The following is a 19948-nucleotide window of genomic DNA, read 5'->3' on the forward strand; positions in this document are numbered from 1 at the left end:
GTTTAATCAGAGGATTACTCTGTCAAACAGCCATCTACATGACTTTCTCGTCACACAAATTTGTAGTCATAGACCACCATCGCGAAGCCCTTGGCACTATGTTGGCGGATGAACGGTTCTATGATACTGAACGTCTTACCGCTACCTGGAGTTCCAACCACCCATGTTCCTCTGAAACAGTTGCTTATCGACACCCATCCCTTGCGAAATTTACCTTTGTAATAGTACCGCATCGGTATATTCACGCTATACTGGTTCTCATCCTTCTCTTCGCTCTGCTCGAAACTTTCATTCTCGAAGTTAAACCGGTCTTTACCCAGTCCCTCCTTGATGAACTTCGAGATGTTATCCAATGCGATATGCACCAATATCACACCGACCAGCGTAGCCGCCATATAGAAGATGATGTTCAGCGGCAGGGTGTAGAGCCTCGTTTCCATCGTATGATGGTACAGCCACACGGAGAACACAATCAAGAACAATCCGCAGATAAGTGGATATAACACTTGCCTGCGTGCGTCAAACTCCAAGTGTTTTTTGTTGCGTGTGCCGATACAAGTGATGCAGATGAGTAGGAAGGTCGCTATCTTACTATACACGAGGTTGCCGTCGTTATAGATCATCCATCGCTTGATGCGCCCGTGTATATCAATCAATATGCCGCCCCAGTGGTCGAGCATGGCAAGGTCTATGGCATACTCGAAGAACTCCATCAGCACGGAGATATAGATGACCGCACGGAATATTTTGTAAAATCCTTGTAGTTCCTTGCTTTCTTCCATTGTCTTTGTCCTTTCCCTCTTTTCGTTCCTACCTGTTCAGTGTGATAATCGGCCGCACCTTGTGCGCCTGTGTCTTCGGGGTCTCCTGCATCGCACCGCTTCCTGTCGAGTAAAGCCACGCTTTCGCCGTTTCCTGTCCGGTTACCTCCGTCGATGTCCAGTACCAGCAGTCGTTTTCATCCAACGGCAGCGGATGGCCGCCACACCGTTCGATGACAGGATTGACGGTTTCCCGGACGGCATACAGCAGCCGCATCTGTGCCACCGACGGGATATAGGCACTCTGTCCGTACCGCCACAGGTCAAAGACCGCTTCCGCCATAGGCGAAGCCGTCTCCCGTGTGTCGTACAGCGCAAAGGTGTTCATGTTCCCGTCCAAAGCCTCGATGTCGGCCGACGTCCCTTGTGCGACACCGAGGCTGTCGGCAAAAGCTGCCGGAGCAATGTCCCACAGGTAAACCGCATAGCCGTTCCCTTCCGTACCTTCACGGTGTTCGGTATCGAAGACAACCGCTATTGCCCGTTTTCCCGACTGTTCATACTGTACGTAGGATAAAGCCGTACCGTCCTCGCAGAGAATATGTCCCGGACGTACCGCCGTATCAGGTACGTCGATATGGGCGTCACAGGCAGCGCACAATACCGCCGTCACTGCCATTGCAAACCATTGAATCTTTCGTATCATGTTATTTTCGTTTTTTGTTTTTCCTTTATTTTATCGGCAGTTTCACCCCCAGCACGATACCTGTCCGCAGCAAATCCGCCCCTTTTATCATCATGTCACTCTTTACCTGCCAGAACAGTGTGCATCCCGACCGCAGCACATAATTGTGCTCGTAACCCACATGGATTCCGGCAAGAAACTTGTTCGTGTCGCTCCCTGCCGAAGCTCCGATACGCAAGTTGCCGTAATGGTTGCGTCCACGCACCACACAAGGTTTGTACGCCACACCGAAACCGTAAGTGCGATAGTTGCGCCAGAAGGATTCCGGACAAATATGACCGCAAGATTTACATTCCGTCCATTTCAGATAGCCGTTGGCGAAAAACTCCCACGCATGGCGGTAGTTCATTTCATGTTCGTAAGCAAGCGTTACGTCCATGCCGTTCTCATACAGCAATCCCACTCCAAGCGAGAGGCGGCCGCTGTTACGCTGCGCACTTGCATTCATGAAGACGCACATGCAGGCAAGCATCAGTATTATCGTCTTTTTCATCGTCATTCCTCCTCCAATAAAGCGGTGTTAAATGAATCGGCCGACAGCACATCCTCGTAGTCAATGTTCAGGCTGATATTGCGCCCGCTGATTTGTTGTTCCGTCATTTCGATGGTCAGCAGCTTGTCGTTCGGAAAGGTCATCTTTTTCACGACAATCACGTTCCGGTAGCCGTGCTTGAACGTCTTGCCGTGTTCCAATACCAGGGCAGGCGTCAGCTCGATGGTCTGCGCGTTGGTTGCCTTCGAAAGTTTCTTGTCCGACAGTTTCACCCGTATCTCGTCGATGTCGAAACGGATGTTCGTTTTGTTCTCGATGGAAAAGTCGATGAAGAAATAGTCGCCCACCGAGTAAATATTGTTCAGGCGCATTACCATTCGGTGCGCCTTGGTCGCCACGTTGCGGATTTTCGCGGGCGAGTTCCACACCCGTCTTGCAAAACGCACCATGTCGGCTGTGGACATCGAGACCGTAGGATTGTTGTAGGCATCCCGTTCCTGTAGCTGAATTTCCTTGTCTGCCACCGCCTCGCTTATCCGCGTGGTGTAGATGAGTGCATACTGCGTGCGATAGCGTTCCGTTACGATGGTGACGATGGCCAGCACTTCACCGTCCTCGTGTCCCGTCTCTTTGGGCTTCAACCGGATGATGTTCTCAATGGGTTGGTCGCCCGCCACCTTGTCTGTGGAAATATCCACGAAGCGGACCGGTTCCGTGGCTGTGATGACGGTCGTTACCTGTTCATTGACAGTCAGCCGTTCCATCTCTTCGTATGTACGCTGAGCCTGTGCGTTCCGTGTGGCAAAAAGTCCTGCCGCCAGAAGAAATGCAGTTACAATTATTTTCTTGTTCATATCGTTTCTGTTGATATTGTTTATTTCTTTATTTCCCTTATTTCGCTTTCTTTAATCCATGACCACGTTCCAGTTCCTCCCGAATCCGTCGTCCGACAATTTCGCAATACGTCGGTTCAATCTCGAATCCGATGTAATGCCGCCCCGTGCGGATGGCGGCAATGGCGGTCGTACCCGAACCGATGCAGTTGTCCAGCACCACATCGCCCTCGTTGGTATAGGTACGTATCAGGTACTCTATCAAGGCTACCGGCTTCTGTGTCGGATGATAGAATGCTCCTGTCTTGTGTTCCTTGGGTATGGAAATGACAGAGGTCGGGTACTTGTCTTCGGCAACACGCACCGGAGCCAGTTTCATTTCACCGTAACAGCGGTTCGTGAAACCGTCCGTCTTGCGGCGTCCATGATTCCTCCGTTCCGGTGGACACGGCGTCATTTGAGGATGATATACCGGCTGACGGTCGTAGAACACGATGATGTCCTCATGCTGGCGTAGCGGCATCCGGTTGGCATTCAGGTGACCCGTTACCCGGTCTTTCCGCCACACGAGGTTATACCGCCACATCCGGGGTTGCGAGAGCATGAGTTGCGCCGAGAAAATGCCCTGCGCAAAGAGGATAACGGGGCTTCCCGGCTTGGTGATCCTGCGGTACTGTTTCCACAACGCTTCGAGCGGTATCTGCCTGTCCCAGTGTGCCGCCTTGTTGCTACGGTTCAACACGCCGTAAGGCAAATCCGCTATCACGGCATCGACACTGCCGTTCGCCATGAGCTTCATACCCTCGATACAGTCCATATTATATATGTTGTCAATCTCTATCATGGCTTCCGTTTTTACTGTTTCTCACGTCCGTTCACCAGATAGACGAAAGTGCCGTATTTCAGCTTTACCTTATTTTTTTTGATAGCTTTGCCGATGGCATTGCTCGTTTTCTGGTAGGCATTCGTAGCGGCTTGCATTCCCCATTGCGAGAGACTGTTGCCGTAACTGCCGGTATTCATGTTCAGATTCCCCGACACCGCACCGCTTGCCACATCCTTGCTCGTTTCCCGGAACTGGCTGTTCGGTACATAAAGCCCTTCCATGCCGTCCGTGTCGTAAAGGGACAGGCTGACCTTCACCAGTTCGTCCTCGATGAGAATGCTGGTGATGTTCCCCTTCACACGCCCCGACGAGAAGCCGCTCATGGTGGCATACAGATACGACCCTCGTTTGACCACGCACTCGTTGATCTCCACGTCGTCGAGCAGACGCAACCGCACACGCGAGCCGTCCACCGCCTTGATGTCCTCGTCGATAATGGCCTTTATCAGTTTCGGTTCACGGGCATTGACCGCAAGCGTATTGAAGTAATCCGAAGCCGTCTTTACCTTGCGTACCACTTCGCTGGGCGGTTCGTTCTCTGACGGGGCTTTTACCGAACGGCTCTCTTCCTCTATTTTTCCCTTGACCTCTATGGTTGCCGTCGGGGGTTGCGCCGATGCGGTACTGTCCGTATCGGTCGCCGGTAATACCTCATTGCGTCCTCTCAACCTTGCTTCGGCAAGGGCTTTCTCCAGTTCCGCGAGAGCTTCTTGCTCGCGTGTCTTGGCATCGGCAATTTGCGCTGCCGCAGCCTTTTCCTGCTGTTGCTCATCGAGCAAGGCGATGTCGTCCACCGTGTATTGCGATTCATATTCTTCCTTGTTGTCATCGGGTTCATCTCGTTCTATGTTATCCACTGCGGAGTAATCCTGTATCTTACCCCATGATTTGGCCATGTTCTCGTACTTGCTGCCTATGCCGTCACCGCCTTTAAGCCGGGCATCCGGCAAATCGGGGTTCAAAAACTCCGTTGTCTGCAGCGTCTTGTCCGGAATCTCCGCCGTTTCGGTATGAAACAGGTCGAAGATGAAGTACGATGCAACCAGAAGCGGGATATACAGGACAGCCGGAAGCATATACTTCGGCTCCCTGAAATTGATTTTATCAAATATCTTCATCATACATCTTTTAATTGAGTTGTACATACTTGCCTTCAATGCTGCAGTTTTTCAGCACTTCTGCGTTTTCCACTCCGAATGCGATCAGGATGCTGCCGCAACCGGGAGAATCGCCGCGTGTTCCGTCCGGGCGGTAAAACCGGATGCGGTGGCGCAGGAATTTCATGCCCGTCGCTTTCTCGAAAATGACGTCCTGAAACATTTTGGAATCGCAACGGTTGAACAACAGCGCGATGCCGTTGCCGTGTTCCGCCAGCTTTCGGACAAACTGTTCGATAAGGGGACGCGAGTACGGAGGATTGAGCCATACACGCCCTTCCCATTTCAGGGACAATCCGTCCATGTTCCGGTCATACATGACTTCGGCGGTCGGCCACAACGGACGGATAGGGGCGCAAGGGTCAAGGTCGAACCTGCCTAACGCTTTCAACACCTCCTTCGGGGTGTACCATTCGTCCGACGAGCGGACTGATTTTTCAAATCGTGTATTCATAAGCACTCCTTTATTGCGGTTCATATTTCTTGTTCTCGTTCCGATTTTCCCTTATTTCACCCCCTTGCAGCCTCTTGTGTCTTTCCCGTAGCACCGAATCCTGCATTTCCGTCGCCGTGCGTGTCGGCCGGCTGTTGCGGTATGCCATTGTAATGCGATAGATGTTCCAAGTGAACCCTCCGATAGCGAAACCAAAGACGATGACCAGAAAAAGTATCCGGTGCGCGTTGGCGAATCCCTGCACCTTGGCGGCAGCCTTGTCAATGCGTGTCGCTTGGGCGAACTTTCGTCCGGCGGACACCTCCCGCTCGTAACGGTCTTTGTATTTCGGATCGTTCTTGTCCGGCATCTTTTCACCGAAGAGCATCCGCCTGAATCCCTTGATATTCATAAACTCCGTTGTTTAGTAGTTGATCTTCGTTTTCTGTTCGATGTCCTTGTTCAGCAGGGTTCGCCAGTTCACGATAAGCAATCCGTGCGGGTTGTTTTCTGTTCGGGGCACACGCTTAAGTTGCCCCGCCGTGACCAGTTCCCGCATGAGGATGTTGCTCCGCCGCTCAATGCGTTGCCGTCCGTAGTAAGTGAACTCCATCTTCTCCTTGTTGAAAGCCACGCTGTCACAATAGATGGAGAACACCGAACTCGTACCCAAAATGTTGGAGTAGAAACCCTTTTCCTTGAGCGTGTTGTATTGTGCCAACCCCGTCTCATCCACCAGATACATCGCTTTTTCCATCGTATAGCGGATGTATTTGTCATCTGGCGGTAACGTGAAAAAATAATGGTGGAACATTTCCACATGGCTTTTAGCTTCCATGTCAAGCGTTTCGTCCATTGTCGTGCGGTTCACGAGGATAGGCACGTTGCCGTCCAGCACATACACCTTCTTCTGCGCATCCGAGACCATCGTCCGGGCTGTCCAGATACTTGACAAGCTGATGATGACACATCCCACGAGAAAAGCGGTACAGATGATGCCCACCAGTCTTATTTTGTTTTCCAAATTCTTGATGACCATCGGTTATTCCCTTTTACCGTTCAACATCTGTACATATTCCGTGTGCAGCATGGGTATGACCGCATCCCGAAGTTCCGTCAAAAGATTCTCGAACTCCGCCGAGAATATCTCCACGTAATAGCCCTGCATCTCCACGTGGACAAGCACCCACCAGATTCCTCTTTTGCGCTTACCTGCGTTCCGCTGCAGCAGGGCAAGACGCAGCTTGTACGTCAGGTACGTCACCAAGGGGGCGATGTACCGGTCGTCGTACTCGAAGGCTTCGTCCAGTTCTTCATACTGCGGGTCGATGCGGTGGTTTTCCGTCACCTCGCAAACCTCTTTTCTCGCTCGTTCCTGTGCAAAGGACATGAATTTCTCATCCTTGCACCAACTTTTGATTTTCTCTTGCAATTTCATGTTGTTATGATTTTTATTGGGTTTATATTATCTTTTGCGGATTATCTCATGATGCCGCCCAACCCTCCGGTTGCCGTCATCTTCGCCTGCTGTGCCACGCCCTCGCCGAAGTTTCGGGTAGAGAATGCCGTGTCGCCCTCCGGTATCATCCATGCCGCCAAGTCCGGAACAAGGTTCAGGCACTTGAGGGCTACAATCGAAGCCGCCATCAGGTAGCCTGCCGAGAAGAACGAGTTTTGCAGGTAGGCAGCCATCGTCTGCTCGCTGGCGGTTATCGCCGTCAGGTTCTCGATTTGGATGCACAATACAATGTCAAAGAGCAGCAGCACATAGAAGCCCACGAAATAGAGCATCGCCCCGTAGAAATGCACCGTCAGATAGCGTGTCAGCCACTTCGCCCAAGCACCTTCCCATTTCGGCAGGATGCTGAACGCCCACTGTATCGGTCCGAAAATCGTCAGCATTCCCAACAGGATTTGTTGGCAGTAAATCGTTGCCCACCAACCGATTCGGAACACCACGAGAGCAATCAACATGATGATTTTGTCTATCCCCACGATGACTCCTGCCGTCAAAGACGTGAACCACAACTTCGCCGCATCCTTTTCCATGCTCGTCACTTCGTCCACGCCGGTCTGCTCCATTGTCGCCTCTATCAGGTTGGGATCGGATGTGCCCGTGTGGGCGACATCCGCCTGCGCCTGCAGGTTCGTGTACATCGTGTCACGCACATGGATGAGCTGTTGAACTTCCTCGAACCTGTCCGATATCTGTGAAGCTTCAGCTTCGTACAGGTCATGGGTGTACGACCCGATGCAATTCGGGATGTAGGACAGAAAGTCCAGAAAACACCAGTTGTTCCGGCTCCCCGCCATACCCGTGTCCGCAGGCGGATACCACCAGCAGATGATAATCGACACGGCAAGCGGCCTAAACAGCTTCATAACGTCCAACGGCTCGTGCTTTACCATCATCTTGTAGGCGATACCTGCCGCCATGACGATGGAGAACAGTGCCGCGAGTGCCATGCACATCTGCAATATCCACCAAAAAGGACCCTGCGCACCGGTAAAAGTCGCGTCCGTCAGAAACTCGTTGGTCTGAAAGATGACATCATCTATTTCCTCCTCCAACAGGTTGATGCCGAAATCCGAAAGTATATCTCCGTTTGCCATAGCCCTGTCTTTTTATTTCCCTCTGTTTACACTCTCGTTGTCATCTTCGCCGTTTCCGTTGCCGCCCGATTGCGAGCCACGCACCGCAAGGCGTGATTCCTGCCACCGGCTCATGGCATTGCGGACAATGCCGCCCTTATGCAGGGTACGGTTGTCCGTTGCGTTCAGCAGTGTGCTTGTTGCCGTTGCGTTCTGACGCTTGGCGAGGTAGCTCACTAAAATCTCGTTCTGCCGTGCCACATCCTCGTAGATGCGCAGATACTCCTTCTTTCGCTGGGCGTTTGGCATATAGGCGTCTTTCGTGGCGTTGATGGCGCACTGATAGACGTGGTAGTATTCCGTCCACCGTTCCTTGTCGGCCGGAGTACCGCCGGACAGGAGAATACGGTCGATGTTGCGCCGGAACCGGTCCATCTGTCTGCTGACCTTATCGCCCTCGGCAAGCCACGCGATGTCCGCCTGCCGGTCGGCAACGTTCAACGCCTCGACCTTCGCCCGCTTGACCAAAGCCGAATCAATGGCTTCCGCTTCGTCCACCTGGTTGTAGAGATTGATACCGGCAAGTGTGCGGAACGAGAGCTTGTTTTTGGCCGCCGCCGACTTCTTGTATTTGTTGTGCAGCACGGAATAATAGAGGTCGGGCGAGAGTGCGCCCGTACCGGTTTCCATGACCGTTACCTGATTCTGCTTCGGCGAATCATGGTTGTACGTTACATACTGTGCGTGTACGGCTGTCGTTACGGTGACCGCCACTGCCATGAGTAATAGTTTTCTGTTCATATTCTTCTCTTTTTGTCGTTAATAATCCAGTCTTCCGGCTCCGCGCCAACGCCCGAAGGCGTCATCGAGAATCTCCCGCATGGTGCGGGAGCGATATACCTTTGCTTTCCAATAGCCGATGCGCACTTGAATGTACCGCCATGTCTCGAAATAGGCCCGGTTCAGATGCCGCTCGATGTTGTCCAATGAGCGGTTGATGGCCTCCAACACCATCAGCAGGTCGGAGGTCGAGCAGGCTGCCGCTCCGGTGGCATACAGCACGAGGTCGCTCACGGACTTGTAGAGCTGTTCCCCCTCACGGGCAATCGCCCTCAGCCCCCTCGCATTGATGGAGATAATCAGGGTATCTGCGGATTCGATGCGTCCACGTTTCAAGATCTTCGCATTGAAATCCTCCAACAACGATTTATAGTCGCCGATACGGTCGCTGACCGATGTATAGGTATTCTTGACGTTCAACACCGTGCGCAACGACTGGTACATGACGTCGATGGCATCGAACGCACGGGTGTATTTGTCAAGGTCAATATTCAACTCTTTATAGTCCCCAATTTCTTTACAGCTGTACTCGTGCAACAGCTTGTTGCTGTACTCCAAGGTGCTACGAGCCAACAGCAGGCTGCGCTGCTTCTTGTGGTCGTTGATGTAGGCTTCGACGGAGACTATATCGAAAGTCCACTGCGCCTTGGCGATACCGGGCAGCAGGGCGAACAGCACGACGGCAATCTGTATGGTACGTTTCATGGCCGTACCTCCTTTCTGCTATTCCTGCTGTTGCCGCTCCGAAGCGTCCGTGCATTCTCCACCCAGCGGTCATGGCATTCCTCCACGAGTGTCAGCCTACGGCCTTCGTCCGTGTCCAGTCCGGGCTGCACATCCTTCATCACGTCAAGGATGCTCCGCTTGTAGTGCATCATCTTTTCCAGCGATACCAAGTCGGCATATATCTTGGTGATTCTGCTGTCCACCTCTCGCGCTATCTCAAGGCGGTCGCTTGACCACAGCAGATGGTACACGTCGCCTGATGGCGTTTCTTCCGTCGGTGCGCTGCGGGCGTATTCCGTCGTGATTTTACAGGACGGATGTTCACGGGCGATTTCGGCTATCCGGTCGTTTACCAGTTTAGCCTTTTCCGCATCCGAAAGTCCCGGATCAAGGGTCAGCACGTCAGCGACGTGTGTGTCCGTATATTCCGAAGTGAGTTCCCACTTGATTTGGATAATGGTACGGTGTATTTTTATGCCGAGAAAATATTTCGGCTTGCGGGCAATGGAGACCGTAGCCCTGAATGTGATGATACCGTTGATATTCGGCATGGTCGCCTTGCGTACATACGAGTAGCCGTTCCATGCTCCGCCGTCCTGCCAAGTAAGACCGTATGCCGCCTTGCAGTCCTGCATGATGGCAGGGATGCGGTAATAGTCATCCGTCGCCACGCTGTTGTCGTCTGCGGCATCCGACTTTGCTTGGGCATAGTCGGACTGTTTCTTCTTCCATTCCGCGAGTTCTCCTTTCAGACGGTCTATCCGTGTCTTGTTCGCGTTGTACTGCTGCCGGTAATTCGCCGCATCCTCAATGCTCGCCGTACTGATTTTCTTCAGCAGGACAGCGTTCTCGTTTTCCAATGCCCCGATTTGCGCTTCAATATTGGCCGCTTGGCTGTTCGCCTCGTTCAATAGCGCGTCCAGTTCCGAAAGGTCGAGGTCGTTTTCCGTCACCGAGGTCTGCATGGCGCACTCCTTGGTGTGGGCATTCAACGAGCTGCCGCACTTGCGGCACTTGTACTGTGTCGAGCCTTGTCCGAGCGTAACCCCGTCGGAACAGGTCACGCTGATGGTCACGCTCTCGCATCCCTTCAATTTGGCTGCGTCCGTTGCTTGGTAATAGTTCCGCGCACCGGAAGATATATAATAGGTGTAGCCGTCCTCGTTCTCGTTGAACTCCGCAAGCCGGACATTCAGTTGCGCCCGAAACGTGTTCAAGTCCATCGAGTAGGAATCGAAGACTTCCTCATAGACGACCTCTTCTTTGTTCCAGTTTTTGCTCACATGGATTTCGTATGCGTATGCCTTTTTGGTCTGCTTGTTTTTCTTGCTGATGATATAGGCACTCATCCAATAGTTGATGCTGTAGCTGAACCCGTCGTTCTGGTTGTTCAACTGCTGCACGCGGTTTCTTGACCAACCGGCATATCCTTCCGAGTTGGCAAGTACCTGTTCCCGTTGCGAGGCATCAGGATAGAAATTCGGGTCGCTCGTGTTGAACCGCACCCATGCGCCCCCGTTCAGGATGCTGTTGTCGTCCGTCGGAGGATAGTAGTCGCACAGCGATACGCTCCCTTGGTCACGCCGGGCAATGTACCACCGCTGCGTGTAATAGTTCCCCATCGCTTCGTCCAGGTAGTCGGTCATCCATGCCGTGAGGTTGTAGTTGCTGAAGTTGAACAGACCGGCCACGTTGTCCGGACCACCCACCATGTCAATCAGCAAGCCGCTGATGTCATGTTCCGCCTGCTCGAATAGACTCCCGTAGTGTTCATACAGGTTGCCGATTTCTTCAACCTTTCCACCCAGCAGGTCATGGAACGAGCTGCTTTGCAACAGGGCGTCACCAAGATTGGCAATGCCTGCCGTTGCAAGGCCGACCCCCGTGTTATAAAGGTTGTCGAGGTCGCTTTTCAGGTTCTCGTGGGTGAAGTTGCCCGGTATGCGGGCGAAGTTGTCCATCATCCGCTGCCAGTCGATGTTTCCCGTTTCGGAGAGTTTCAGCAAGGGGGCAATTTCCGGATTGATTTCGAGAAAGGCGATGTCCGAAAAGGTCAGCGTGCTGTTGGTCACCACGCTCTCGAACTGCATACACAGACTTTTGGTATCATCGCAGACTTTCATCAGGTAACTGCCCCAATAGATAGCCGTTTGCGGCGAATGGAGCATCTGCTTCGCCACCACCCATATCTTGGGCATGATTTTCTCCGCCACCATCCGGTAGATGCGCCGGTAGTAGTAGTTTTCCGTACGGCTGTTCCAGATGCCGAGGTCGCTCAGGGCTTTATGCTCCAAGAACTTGGCCGCGAATATCCCGGCGGTAGCGACCTCCGCTGCCGTGTAGTGCTTGAGGACGTCATCGACCTGCTCCCGGTAGTACCCTTCGGCGACCGCTTCCGTACCGAAGGCAGCCACCATCGCCGCAACGGTACGGGTGTCGTAGTTCACGCTGTAATACTGGGCGTGAACCGTCTGGCAGAGTGTGACCGAGGCGATGGTCAGGATAAGGAGTAGTCGTTTCATGGCTGCAATGTTTATTTGGATTCATGCACGGGACGGAGGTTGAGCACACGCCCCGTCTCGTTTACTTTTTGTGCAAAAGGCAGGGCCTTCCCGATACCGCTGGCATCCCAGTCCCGGCAATATGCCTCGATAGCTTCCTGATGGCTGCACCGAAGTTCCTTCTTGTAAAGCTTCAGTGCCTCCTTTTCCGCCCGTTCGGTCGTGTAGGTCATGTAGCACTCGTGCGGCTCTTCCACGCCGTACACGCCGCTGGTCGTCCCCCGACGGATAAACACTTCGCGGAAGAAGCTGCGCCCATCCTTGTTCTCCAAGCGGTTGATGGTAAATATCTTCTTGCAATCCACCTCGGTCAGACCAAGAATCTTTCGGATTTCGTCAAAGCGTTCCTTGAACTTGCTCTGGTCAAGCAGCATCACCACGTCCGAGTTGTTGATGATGGCCTCCTTCACGATTTCGCTGCCGATGATGTCCTGTATCTCCTGCGTCACCACGCCGACAGAAGCCCAAAACTTACGGGCGGTCTTGTACATGAACTTGATGTATTCCGCCATGAGCGGGCTGGCAATGGCCTTCCACGCCTCTTCGATGACAAGGACTTTACGGGTCTTCTTGATGCGCATTTTCTGCAGGAACACGTCCATGATAATCAGTGTGACAATGGGAAACAGTTTCTTGTTTTCCTTGATTGCATCCACTTCAAAGACGATGAATGTCTCGTCAAACAGTGCCGAATCCACATTCTCATTGAGAATCTTCTCATATGCGCCTCCCTTGTAGAACGGCTGCAGCATGGTCGAATAGGTCGAGTAGCTGATTGTCGTGATGTCATTTTCGGTGCAGATCTGCTCCAGACGGTCGAATGAGTAGTCAAAGAATGAGTTGAAGTTCAGTTCCGACACTTTGAGAGCCGCCCGCCGTGCCTCAAGCACCTCTATCTGTTTGCGCACCATCTCATCCACCTCTCTGGGTGGTTTGTTTGGGTTCTTTCGGCTGGCCGCCGCAAACAGGTTTTTCAGCAGTACCTCCCGTTGCTCGTCGGTGTATCTTGTAAATCCGTTGAAATAGGCATCATAGTAGTCTATGATTATCTGCTCGACAATGCGGAACTCGATTTCGGGAATCTGGCTGTCCGACCCTTTCCAAATCATCAGGATAAGGTTCTTGAGGAAGTCTATCTTCTCGATATTGTATTCCTCCCGGTTGATGCGAAACGGATTCATCGTAATAGGCCGTTCCTCGGTATAGGAGATATACTTGCCGCCCAGATACTCGCACAGTCCCTCGTATGAGTTCCCCGTATCGACCATCACCACATCCGTTCCCTGCTCATGGAGCTGGCGCACGACCGAGTTCATATGAAAACTCTTGCCGCTGCCCGAAGGCCCCAAACAGAAAAAATTGGAATTATCAGTCAGTTTATTCTTTCCCTCTTTTCCCGTGATGTCGATAGCCACCGGCACGCCCTGACGGTCGGTGTAGTAAATCTTCAGCGGCGTTTCCTCGCTGTGCAGCACACGCTCCTTGTACATCAGGCACATCGCCGCATCGGAAAGGGTCAGGAAACGGTCGTATTCCTCATTGAGCGTGTAGCAGTTGCCCGGAAACGAACCGACGAACAGTTCCAGTTGGTTGTATGCCCGCTTGCTGATATGGATACCCATACGCCCGAAAGCGTTTTCCAAGTGGTTCGTACACTTTTGCAGGTCTGCACCGGCAGACACGGCCACCACCATGTTGAAGTGTGTATATACCAGTTGCTTGCTCTCACGGGCGATGACTTCCTGCACACGCTTGATGTCCTCGACCGCCATCTGGTTGTTCGGATTGGGAATGCTCGCGTGGCGGTTCTTCTTTTTGTCGAGCAGCGACAGCTCACGCTTCTGGTTGGGCAGGAAGATGATTTGGTTATAGACCACCGTCTCGGCGTTCGGGATGCTGTCCACCACCGACACCAAATCGACGGGCATTTCCGTGTTGTTGACCTCGATATTCGTGTACGGACGTATCTGTGAGGGCAGTGCGGCACAGTCCACGTCCACAAGGCTGTACACCTTGCAGCGTTTGTCGCCCATCGACACGGTTTCATCGTCCGCCTTGAAGTTCGTCATCGACACGGTGCGGTCTTTGAAGTTCATGGCGAAGTAACGATCGACGTACTCGCTCGCTTCGGCTTTGTTCAGGAATCTGGCCTGTACGCCGCCGTCACGTAACTGGTCGTGTACTTTACGGATTTTCACAAGGAAGTCGCGCCACTTTTTGCTATCGAACGAGAACAGACGGCTTTTCTTCGCCTCTTGCGTGATGGTCAGGTAGCAAAGGCTGTCCGTGTAAGGACGTCCCTTGAAATAACGAAAATAGGATGAAGACAGGAACTCCTGACCGTCAGTCGGTTCGCTCGCAAACTGTTTCCTGACGAAGATGTCCTGCTTGTGGATGGCGTACCCTTCGCCCAACGTCTGCGCAAGGGCGGTGAACAAGTGTGTGAAGTCGTAGTAACTGTCAATGTCCGCCGAATATTTCTGTACCGGATTCTCTATCTTAAGTACGGCGGAATATTCGCCGGTCTTGGTGTACAGCACACCCACACCGTCCGTTTCCTCCGCCGAGAAATAGATGTCCTGAAAGATTCGCTTGCGCTTGCCGCCCGTACCGAACGCATAGACCGACAAGGCCATACCCGCGCACAAAGCGACAAAACATAAAATGATGTATAGGGTCATTTCGATATACGTGTAATTAAATAGGGGCAGGTTCGCCTTGCTTCAAGACAAACCCGCCCGCGTTCAACAATCAATAAAGCCATGCACATTGCCGTGATGGTTTTTCTTTCGTCAGATCTTGCGCGAGTGGGCATACACATACACACCCGGAACGACCTTCTTGCTATGCAGTCCTTTCCGCTGTTTGAGGAGGATGAGCACGATACCGGCCGATACGACGGCTGCCAGCACGACAAGCCCGGCAATGAAACCGAGCAGGCAGTAGGCGGCGACAAAGCCGACAATGGCTCCGCACGTCGTCACCGCCGCCCAATATATATACCGGCCTTGGATGCCCAAAAACTCAAGAGGCCGTTGCAGTCCCTTGAACAGCGGGTAGTCCGGATAGCGTTCGTCCTTGCCTTTCATACTTATCCTTGATGTTTAAGCGGCAATACCGAAGAACAGAGGCAACGCCTTGGCCGCCGCAATGAGGAAGATACAGGCTCCCACGACCATCATGATCTTCTTCTTGACGTCCTGCTCCTCGTTGTTCATGGCGATATATACCGAGATTGCACCCACGATGGCCACAACGCCGGCAATGGCGTAGCACAATTTCACCATAATAGGCACATACTTGGCAATCTCCTCCGCGACAGTGGATAATGCGCTCGTACCGGCGGAATAGTCGCCTGCGGAGTTCTGCGCTTTCGCCACCATGCCGGACAGCAGCATGAAGGAGAACATCATTACTTTGGTAGGGATTCCGTTGACGAATCCGAATGCCTTGCGGCACAGTTGTTTGGTTTTCTGAAACATACGTTTACTTTTTTAGTGAATACTTTATTTGTCTGCGACCTGATACAAGTAAGGTTATATGCGGTAGCCGAAGAAAACCGGGAAAACATAGAATGCCCCGATCAGGAACAGGCACGCACCTACAAGCGTCATTATCGACTTGGTGATGCCGTCCTCGCCCGTGTTCATCTTGATGTATATCTGACAGACGGACACGATGACGTAAACTCCGGCGATAGCGCAACAGATATACTGGACATAGAGCATCATCGTCACCACGAAGTCGTGCATCGTGGCCAACGCATCCGCTCCCCAGCTATAGTTCACGCTGCCGCTTTTGGCAAAAGTCGTGTAGGGGAACGGGAGGCACAGCGCACATAGAATCTTTTTAGCTTTCGACATCTCACAACCGGTCTTGAATTGGGTTCCACTTTATTTCCGGTCGGTTGTCTAACCGTCCCTTGGAAATCATAGCCTTGTACATCTCCTCCGACGTGCGTGCGTCCGACAGGTAAGGCGTGGTCTCTTCCATCTGTTCCTCCGCCTCGGCCTTCAGCCGTTCCAGTTTCTCCTGCGCCGTTCCCGGTTTGTCCTTGACATCCTCAAGGGATGTTTCGGAAGAGGTAGCCGTACTTTCCGTCTCGTAGTTCTCGCTACCGATACTGAAGCCGGTCTCGCTTTCCGTGACAGCCACACTCTCTTCCTCTTCCGGTGCGCCGAGGTCGAAAACTTCCTCGTTCGGTTTGTCCGTCCCCTTTTTCCCGTAGATGTCATGCGCTATGATGACGGCGTAGTAAATGATGTAGGCAACCGTCAGGACGATGGCAAAAATGAAATATGAGTTCATGTATTTAGTATGAATATTAAAATTTGTATTAGTATGATTTTGCAAAGAAACGCACGAAATATAAAACCATAAAATAATTGAGCATTAAACATCTATTTCGTTAATGAGATTTATGTAATTTCCAAAAATCGAACTATTAAATCGTACTATATTGCAGTCTCTATGGAGGGAAATGGAGAAATCGGGGCATAAAAAAAGCTCTCGTGGTGGAGAGCTTTAGGTGGCAAAGGAGAACACTGAATATCAGCGTTTCTTTCCGCGCAGGTAATCGTTCAGGTCTTTGTATTCCGCATAGTGGCAGGATTCATCGCTGACACGTCCATCATACATCCCGGCAATGGTCTCTGTGGTTCTCTGCCCGGCAAGGTCATTGTCGAGATAACAGTGGATGACCGAATATTCCTGTAAACGTGCCAGCGTCTTTTTCAAGTTGTTTACCGAGTTCATCACGAGGTAGTCGCATGGCATGGCAAGACAGACCGTTCGGTCGCCTGCCAGTTTCAGTGTCATATAGGAAAGGAAATCCATGAAGCCCTCGAAAACACAGACATTTTCCTGTGTCTCTTCTGTCAGATGTCTTATCAATGAGATGTCCTTGTTGTTCAGGCATCCCTTGTAATAGGCGTTGCGCACCTCGTAACCACCGGAGGTATTGCCGAATGCGAGAGCGAAATAATGACGGCCTCGCAGTTCATAATGCACCTCCTTGCAATACATACGGCCGATGTCCGCGTCGATAAGCCGGGATTGGAGGTAAGAGAACAGGGCGTGATGGCGGAGTGGAATCACGATCACGTCTTTCATTTCAGCCTCCACCGGTCGGGGTGGAGCGGTCGGCATACGGGTTCTCGGTAGTGATGCGCCATTCACAAGCCTCTCGATATACGCCAGTGCCTCGCTCACGCAGTCCGTCCGGCAAATGTATTTTGCCAGTTCCACCAGGTCGCCGCCGGTCGCCTCGCCGAAATCGTACCATTCATTGATTCGGTCATTCACCTTGAACGACGGGGTACGCTCGTTCCGTAACGGTGAGAAGTACCAGTATTGTTCCGATTTTATATGCTGTGCATGGTGGCCGAGCTGTGCCAGAAAATCCACGATGCGTACTTGTTTTGCTTCTGCTATGGTCATCTATTTTTCTTTCACTTGATTTCAAAAAAAGGTTTAGTTTAGTTTTTCCCCTATATATATAAATACTAAAGTAAACTAAATGATATAAGCCCGCGCACGACTTCATTCTTCATCAAAAAGCATGGCCTCGGTAGGCGTCATGTCGTAATAGAACAACTTGTCCCGTTTGATGATGAGCTTGAGGTTGTCTATCAGGTATTGCATCAGTTTTATCATGACACTCCGGCCGCGTTTGAACCCGATTGCCTCGTAGGAGACCATCAGGCTCTGCAGCAGGTTGTCGAATCCCCGGATGGGCTTTTCCCCGAATGCGGCAGAGAGAGCTTCGCGGTGCTGTTCGATGCTCAGTTCCGTAAACCCCGTTCTTGCCTTGGGCTTCGGGGGCTCGCCAAACGAGTGTACTTCCGCAATGACGGGCAGTCCTGTTTCATTGATGGTAAATGCAAACGGCTTGAACTCTTTTTCCCGGATATGGAGCGCATGGACTTCGCTGATGCCGGGATTCTCGTTACTCTTGCTGATGACCAGCACGGTCTCCGCCTTGTTGCTCATCTCCGTTCCGATATGTCCGCGCACGTTGTTGTCCCCTTTGTTCAAATGAAGCACACAGTGGATGTGCAGGTCGTATCTCGAAGACCATTCCATCATCCGGTTGATGACTTCCACCGATTCACCGGCATTATTGATGTCGAGCATCAGGTCGCGAATGCCGTCGATGATGACCAGTCCGTAGCCTTTCTGTTGGCGCAGCGCATAGTCGATGACCTCGATACGCACCGACGGCGAATATTCACGCAGGCAGAAAAAATCGAGATTCTCCGGATCGGTCGTCGTGGGCAACCCGGCCAGCCGCAATATACGCTCCAATACCGAGCGGCAATGGAAACGGCTCTGTTCCGTATCGACGTACAGAATACGCTGTTTGCCTTCGGGCAGATGTGCACGGTAGTTCAATACTTGTTTCCCCGCCAATGATGCGGCGACAAGCGCAGAGACGTTGAACGTCTTTTTCGATTTCGCCTTGCCAGTCGATGCACTGAAATTGCCGAGCGTGGCAATCGTTGAGTTATCTATCCAGATGATTTGCGGAGGGGTCTCATAAATGTCCGTCGCCTTGATTTGCGAGGCATGGAGGATGTCCGACAGGCGGTGTTCATCCATCCCCATGCTGGTTGTGCGGTCAATCCTTCTTTCGTTTTCCATAGCGTCTCTTGTTAAGGAACGGTTCTGTGGCGGCGGCTTCCGTCACCCTGCGCACTGCCTCGTTCATGGTAGGTTCATAATTCTGCAACAGCCATTCGTCCAATTCCTCCTTGGCGAAATAAACCATTTTACCGCGCGGTTTGTAGTGCGGTATCTCCTTGCTCGATGTGAGCTTGTACAGCATACTTTCAGAAACCCCGATATACATGCAGGCTTCCTGAAATGTGAAAACTCTCTTGGTCGTGAAGATGGTATTTTCCAGCAGCGTAATACGCTCCAAGAGACTTTCGACCGGTTCCAATTTCTTCAGTACCGATTCGATGGCGGCGAGCCGTCCGCTCATCCGCTCCATGAATGTCATTCTATTCGGCATAATAACACAGTTTGATTTTTGACAATGGAGATGAAACCTCCGTTATGCAGCGCGCTAACGGAGGTCAAAGGTATGTCCTGTAAACGAAGATGCCGTGATTTGGGGAATGATACTATGCACGTGTCATTGTAACTCTCATGCTTTTACCTTTCACATACTTCGCTTCTTGTCACTTTCTGTCATTCTTTCAGCCGATCAATGACCTTTCGGATGCTGTATGCGACCGATGTCATGTTGTTCTTGATGGATGACAGCGCGGAAGACAGGGTTGACACCGAAACGGAGCGTGTCCCGTCCTTGGACTGCAGGAATGCGCCCTTGCCGAGAACATTCTGCCACCGAGATTGGATGAACGAGTTTTCAAGAAGCGCATCGAACAGGATTACCACACGGCGGATATTGTTCACGCGGATGGAAAAGCCCTTCTTGCAGGCGAAGAGAGCCTCCATGTCTTCAATGCGTACAGAAACACAGAACAGATGATAAGTATTGGCGCAAGCCACTATACTTTTCATCTGTTCCGGGGTAAAATTACAACCAAAAGAAAGAGAGAGAGCCGCAGGTCGGTTGATACGGGGCGGACCAAGCGGAGACAACGATTCCGAGGTGTCATACATCCGTTTCAACTTCATGCACTCATTAAACGTGAAATCCGGTGCGGCAAAGCAGGGCTGGACGGAACTGGCGCACTCGGTCAGCAGCCCCTTGACAATGTGGATGTTCATTTCGTGGCAGTTCCGGCAGGCCGCATGGTCACAGTCTATGTACCGGTGTCCGTTTACGAAATCGTCCACATAGCGGTGGTACTGTTTACCACCCAACACAACATCGTGGAGATAAACTGTTTTTGCTTCGGTAAGCAGGGCGAAAAGTTCATTCGCCACATCCTTGTCCGCAGCGAAGTGC

The 19948-nt window shown here is 52.0% G+C and carries 22 protein-coding genes and 1 pseudogene; all 23 read right to left on the minus strand.

The window, feature by feature from the left end:
- Positions 1-56: 56 nt before the first annotated feature.
- Positions 57-782, minus strand: a pseudogene (locus tag HC965_RS26150) (YWFCY domain-containing protein); the annotation flags it as partial.
- Between the two features lie 28 nt (positions 783-810).
- Entirely contained in the window at positions 811-1467 is a 657-nt protein-coding gene (locus HC965_RS26155; protein WP_004320488.1) for a hypothetical protein, read from the minus strand.
- A 25-nt stretch (positions 1468-1492) separates the two neighbouring features.
- Positions 1493-2005, minus strand: coding sequence for a hypothetical protein (locus tag HC965_RS26160; RefSeq protein WP_004320486.1), 513 nt, complete (start codon positions 2003-2005; stop codon positions 1493-1495).
- Positions 2002-2853, minus strand: coding sequence for a conjugative transposon protein TraN (gene traN / locus HC965_RS26165; protein ID WP_004320485.1), 852 nt, complete (start codon positions 2851-2853; stop codon positions 2002-2004). Before traN ends, HC965_RS26160 begins: the two co-directional genes overlap by 4 nt.
- Positions 2854-2890: 37 nt before the next feature.
- Positions 2891-3676 carry a site-specific DNA-methyltransferase gene (locus HC965_RS26170; RefSeq protein ID WP_004320483.1) on the minus strand — a complete coding sequence of 262 codons (786 nt, stop codon included), beginning with the start codon at positions 3674-3676 and terminating at the stop codon, positions 2891-2893.
- A gap of 11 nt (positions 3677-3687) precedes the next feature.
- Positions 3688-4839, minus strand: a complete 1152-nt coding sequence (gene traM / locus HC965_RS26175) for a conjugative transposon protein TraM (protein ID WP_005680011.1) — start codon at positions 4837-4839, stop codon at positions 3688-3690.
- Between the two features lie 7 nt (positions 4840-4846).
- The gene (locus tag HC965_RS26180; protein ID WP_004320479.1) at positions 4847-5329 is read right to left on the minus strand and encodes a DNA N-6-adenine-methyltransferase; all 483 of its coding nucleotides are present in this window, start codon (positions 5327-5329) and stop codon (positions 4847-4849) included.
- Between the two features lie 10 nt (positions 5330-5339).
- Entirely contained in the window at positions 5340-5720 is a 381-nt protein-coding gene (locus tag HC965_RS26185) for a hypothetical protein (protein WP_004301338.1), read from the minus strand.
- A gap of 12 nt (positions 5721-5732) precedes the next feature.
- On the minus strand, positions 5733-6347 hold the full coding sequence (gene traK / locus HC965_RS26190) for a conjugative transposon protein TraK (RefSeq protein WP_004320476.1): 615 nt from the start codon (positions 6345-6347) through the stop codon (positions 5733-5735).
- A 3-nt stretch (positions 6348-6350) separates the two neighbouring features.
- Positions 6351-6746 carry a hypothetical protein gene (locus HC965_RS26195; protein WP_004320474.1) on the minus strand — a complete coding sequence of 132 codons (396 nt, stop codon included), beginning with the start codon at positions 6744-6746 and terminating at the stop codon, positions 6351-6353.
- Between the two features lie 41 nt (positions 6747-6787).
- The gene (locus tag HC965_RS26200; RefSeq protein WP_008645383.1) at positions 6788-7921 is read right to left on the minus strand and encodes a membrane protein; all 1134 of its coding nucleotides are present in this window, start codon (positions 7919-7921) and stop codon (positions 6788-6790) included.
- 12 nt (positions 7922-7933) lie between these two features.
- Positions 7934-8701 (minus strand): DUF5045 domain-containing protein, encoded by a 768-nt coding sequence (locus tag HC965_RS26205; protein WP_004320453.1) that lies wholly within the window; start codon positions 8699-8701, stop codon positions 7934-7936.
- A gap of 18 nt (positions 8702-8719) precedes the next feature.
- Positions 8720-9445, minus strand: a complete 726-nt coding sequence (locus tag HC965_RS26210) for a hypothetical protein (protein ID WP_004320452.1) — start codon at positions 9443-9445, stop codon at positions 8720-8722.
- Positions 9442-11988, minus strand: coding sequence for a hypothetical protein (locus HC965_RS26215; RefSeq protein WP_004320450.1), 2547 nt, complete (start codon positions 11986-11988; stop codon positions 9442-9444). Before HC965_RS26215 ends, HC965_RS26210 begins: the two co-directional genes overlap by 4 nt.
- Positions 11989-11999: 11 nt before the next feature.
- Positions 12000-14708 carry a hypothetical protein gene (locus tag HC965_RS26220; RefSeq protein ID WP_004320448.1) on the minus strand — a complete coding sequence of 903 codons (2709 nt, stop codon included), beginning with the start codon at positions 14706-14708 and terminating at the stop codon, positions 12000-12002.
- Positions 14709-14819: 111 nt separating this feature from the next.
- Positions 14820-15116 carry a DUF4133 domain-containing protein gene (locus tag HC965_RS26225; RefSeq protein WP_004320446.1) on the minus strand — a complete coding sequence of 99 codons (297 nt, stop codon included), beginning with the start codon at positions 15114-15116 and terminating at the stop codon, positions 14820-14822.
- 15 nt (positions 15117-15131) lie between these two features.
- On the minus strand, positions 15132-15509 hold the full coding sequence (locus tag HC965_RS26230) for a DUF4134 domain-containing protein (RefSeq protein ID WP_004320444.1): 378 nt from the start codon (positions 15507-15509) through the stop codon (positions 15132-15134).
- Between the two features lie 54 nt (positions 15510-15563).
- The gene (locus tag HC965_RS26235; RefSeq protein WP_005679963.1) at positions 15564-15890 is read right to left on the minus strand and encodes a DUF4134 domain-containing protein; all 327 of its coding nucleotides are present in this window, start codon (positions 15888-15890) and stop codon (positions 15564-15566) included.
- A gap of 1 nt (position 15891) precedes the next feature.
- Positions 15892-16335 (minus strand): hypothetical protein, encoded by a 444-nt coding sequence (locus HC965_RS26240; protein ID WP_004320438.1) that lies wholly within the window; start codon positions 16333-16335, stop codon positions 15892-15894.
- A gap of 243 nt (positions 16336-16578) precedes the next feature.
- Positions 16579-17466, minus strand: a complete 888-nt coding sequence (locus tag HC965_RS26245; protein ID WP_004320436.1) for a toprim domain-containing protein — start codon at positions 17464-17466, stop codon at positions 16579-16581.
- A 102-nt stretch (positions 17467-17568) separates the two neighbouring features.
- A complete protein-coding gene (locus HC965_RS26250) occupies positions 17569-18669 on the minus strand; it encodes an AAA family ATPase (RefSeq protein WP_007487638.1) in 1101 nt (366 codons plus the stop codon).
- Complete coding sequence (locus HC965_RS26255; RefSeq protein ID WP_004320431.1) at positions 18647-19042, minus strand: helix-turn-helix domain-containing protein; 396 nt, start codon at positions 19040-19042, stop codon at positions 18647-18649. The genes HC965_RS26250 and HC965_RS26255 overlap by 23 nt, the downstream gene beginning before the upstream one ends.
- A gap of 179 nt (positions 19043-19221) precedes the next feature.
- Positions 19222-19926 (minus strand): hypothetical protein, encoded by a 705-nt coding sequence (locus HC965_RS26260; RefSeq protein WP_005679961.1) that lies wholly within the window; start codon positions 19924-19926, stop codon positions 19222-19224.
- Positions 19927-19948: the final 22 nt, after the last annotated feature.

It is taken from the genome of Bacteroides sp. GM023, assembly GCF_014750685.1.
GTDB lineage: Bacteria > Bacteroidota > Bacteroidia > Bacteroidales > Bacteroidaceae > Bacteroides.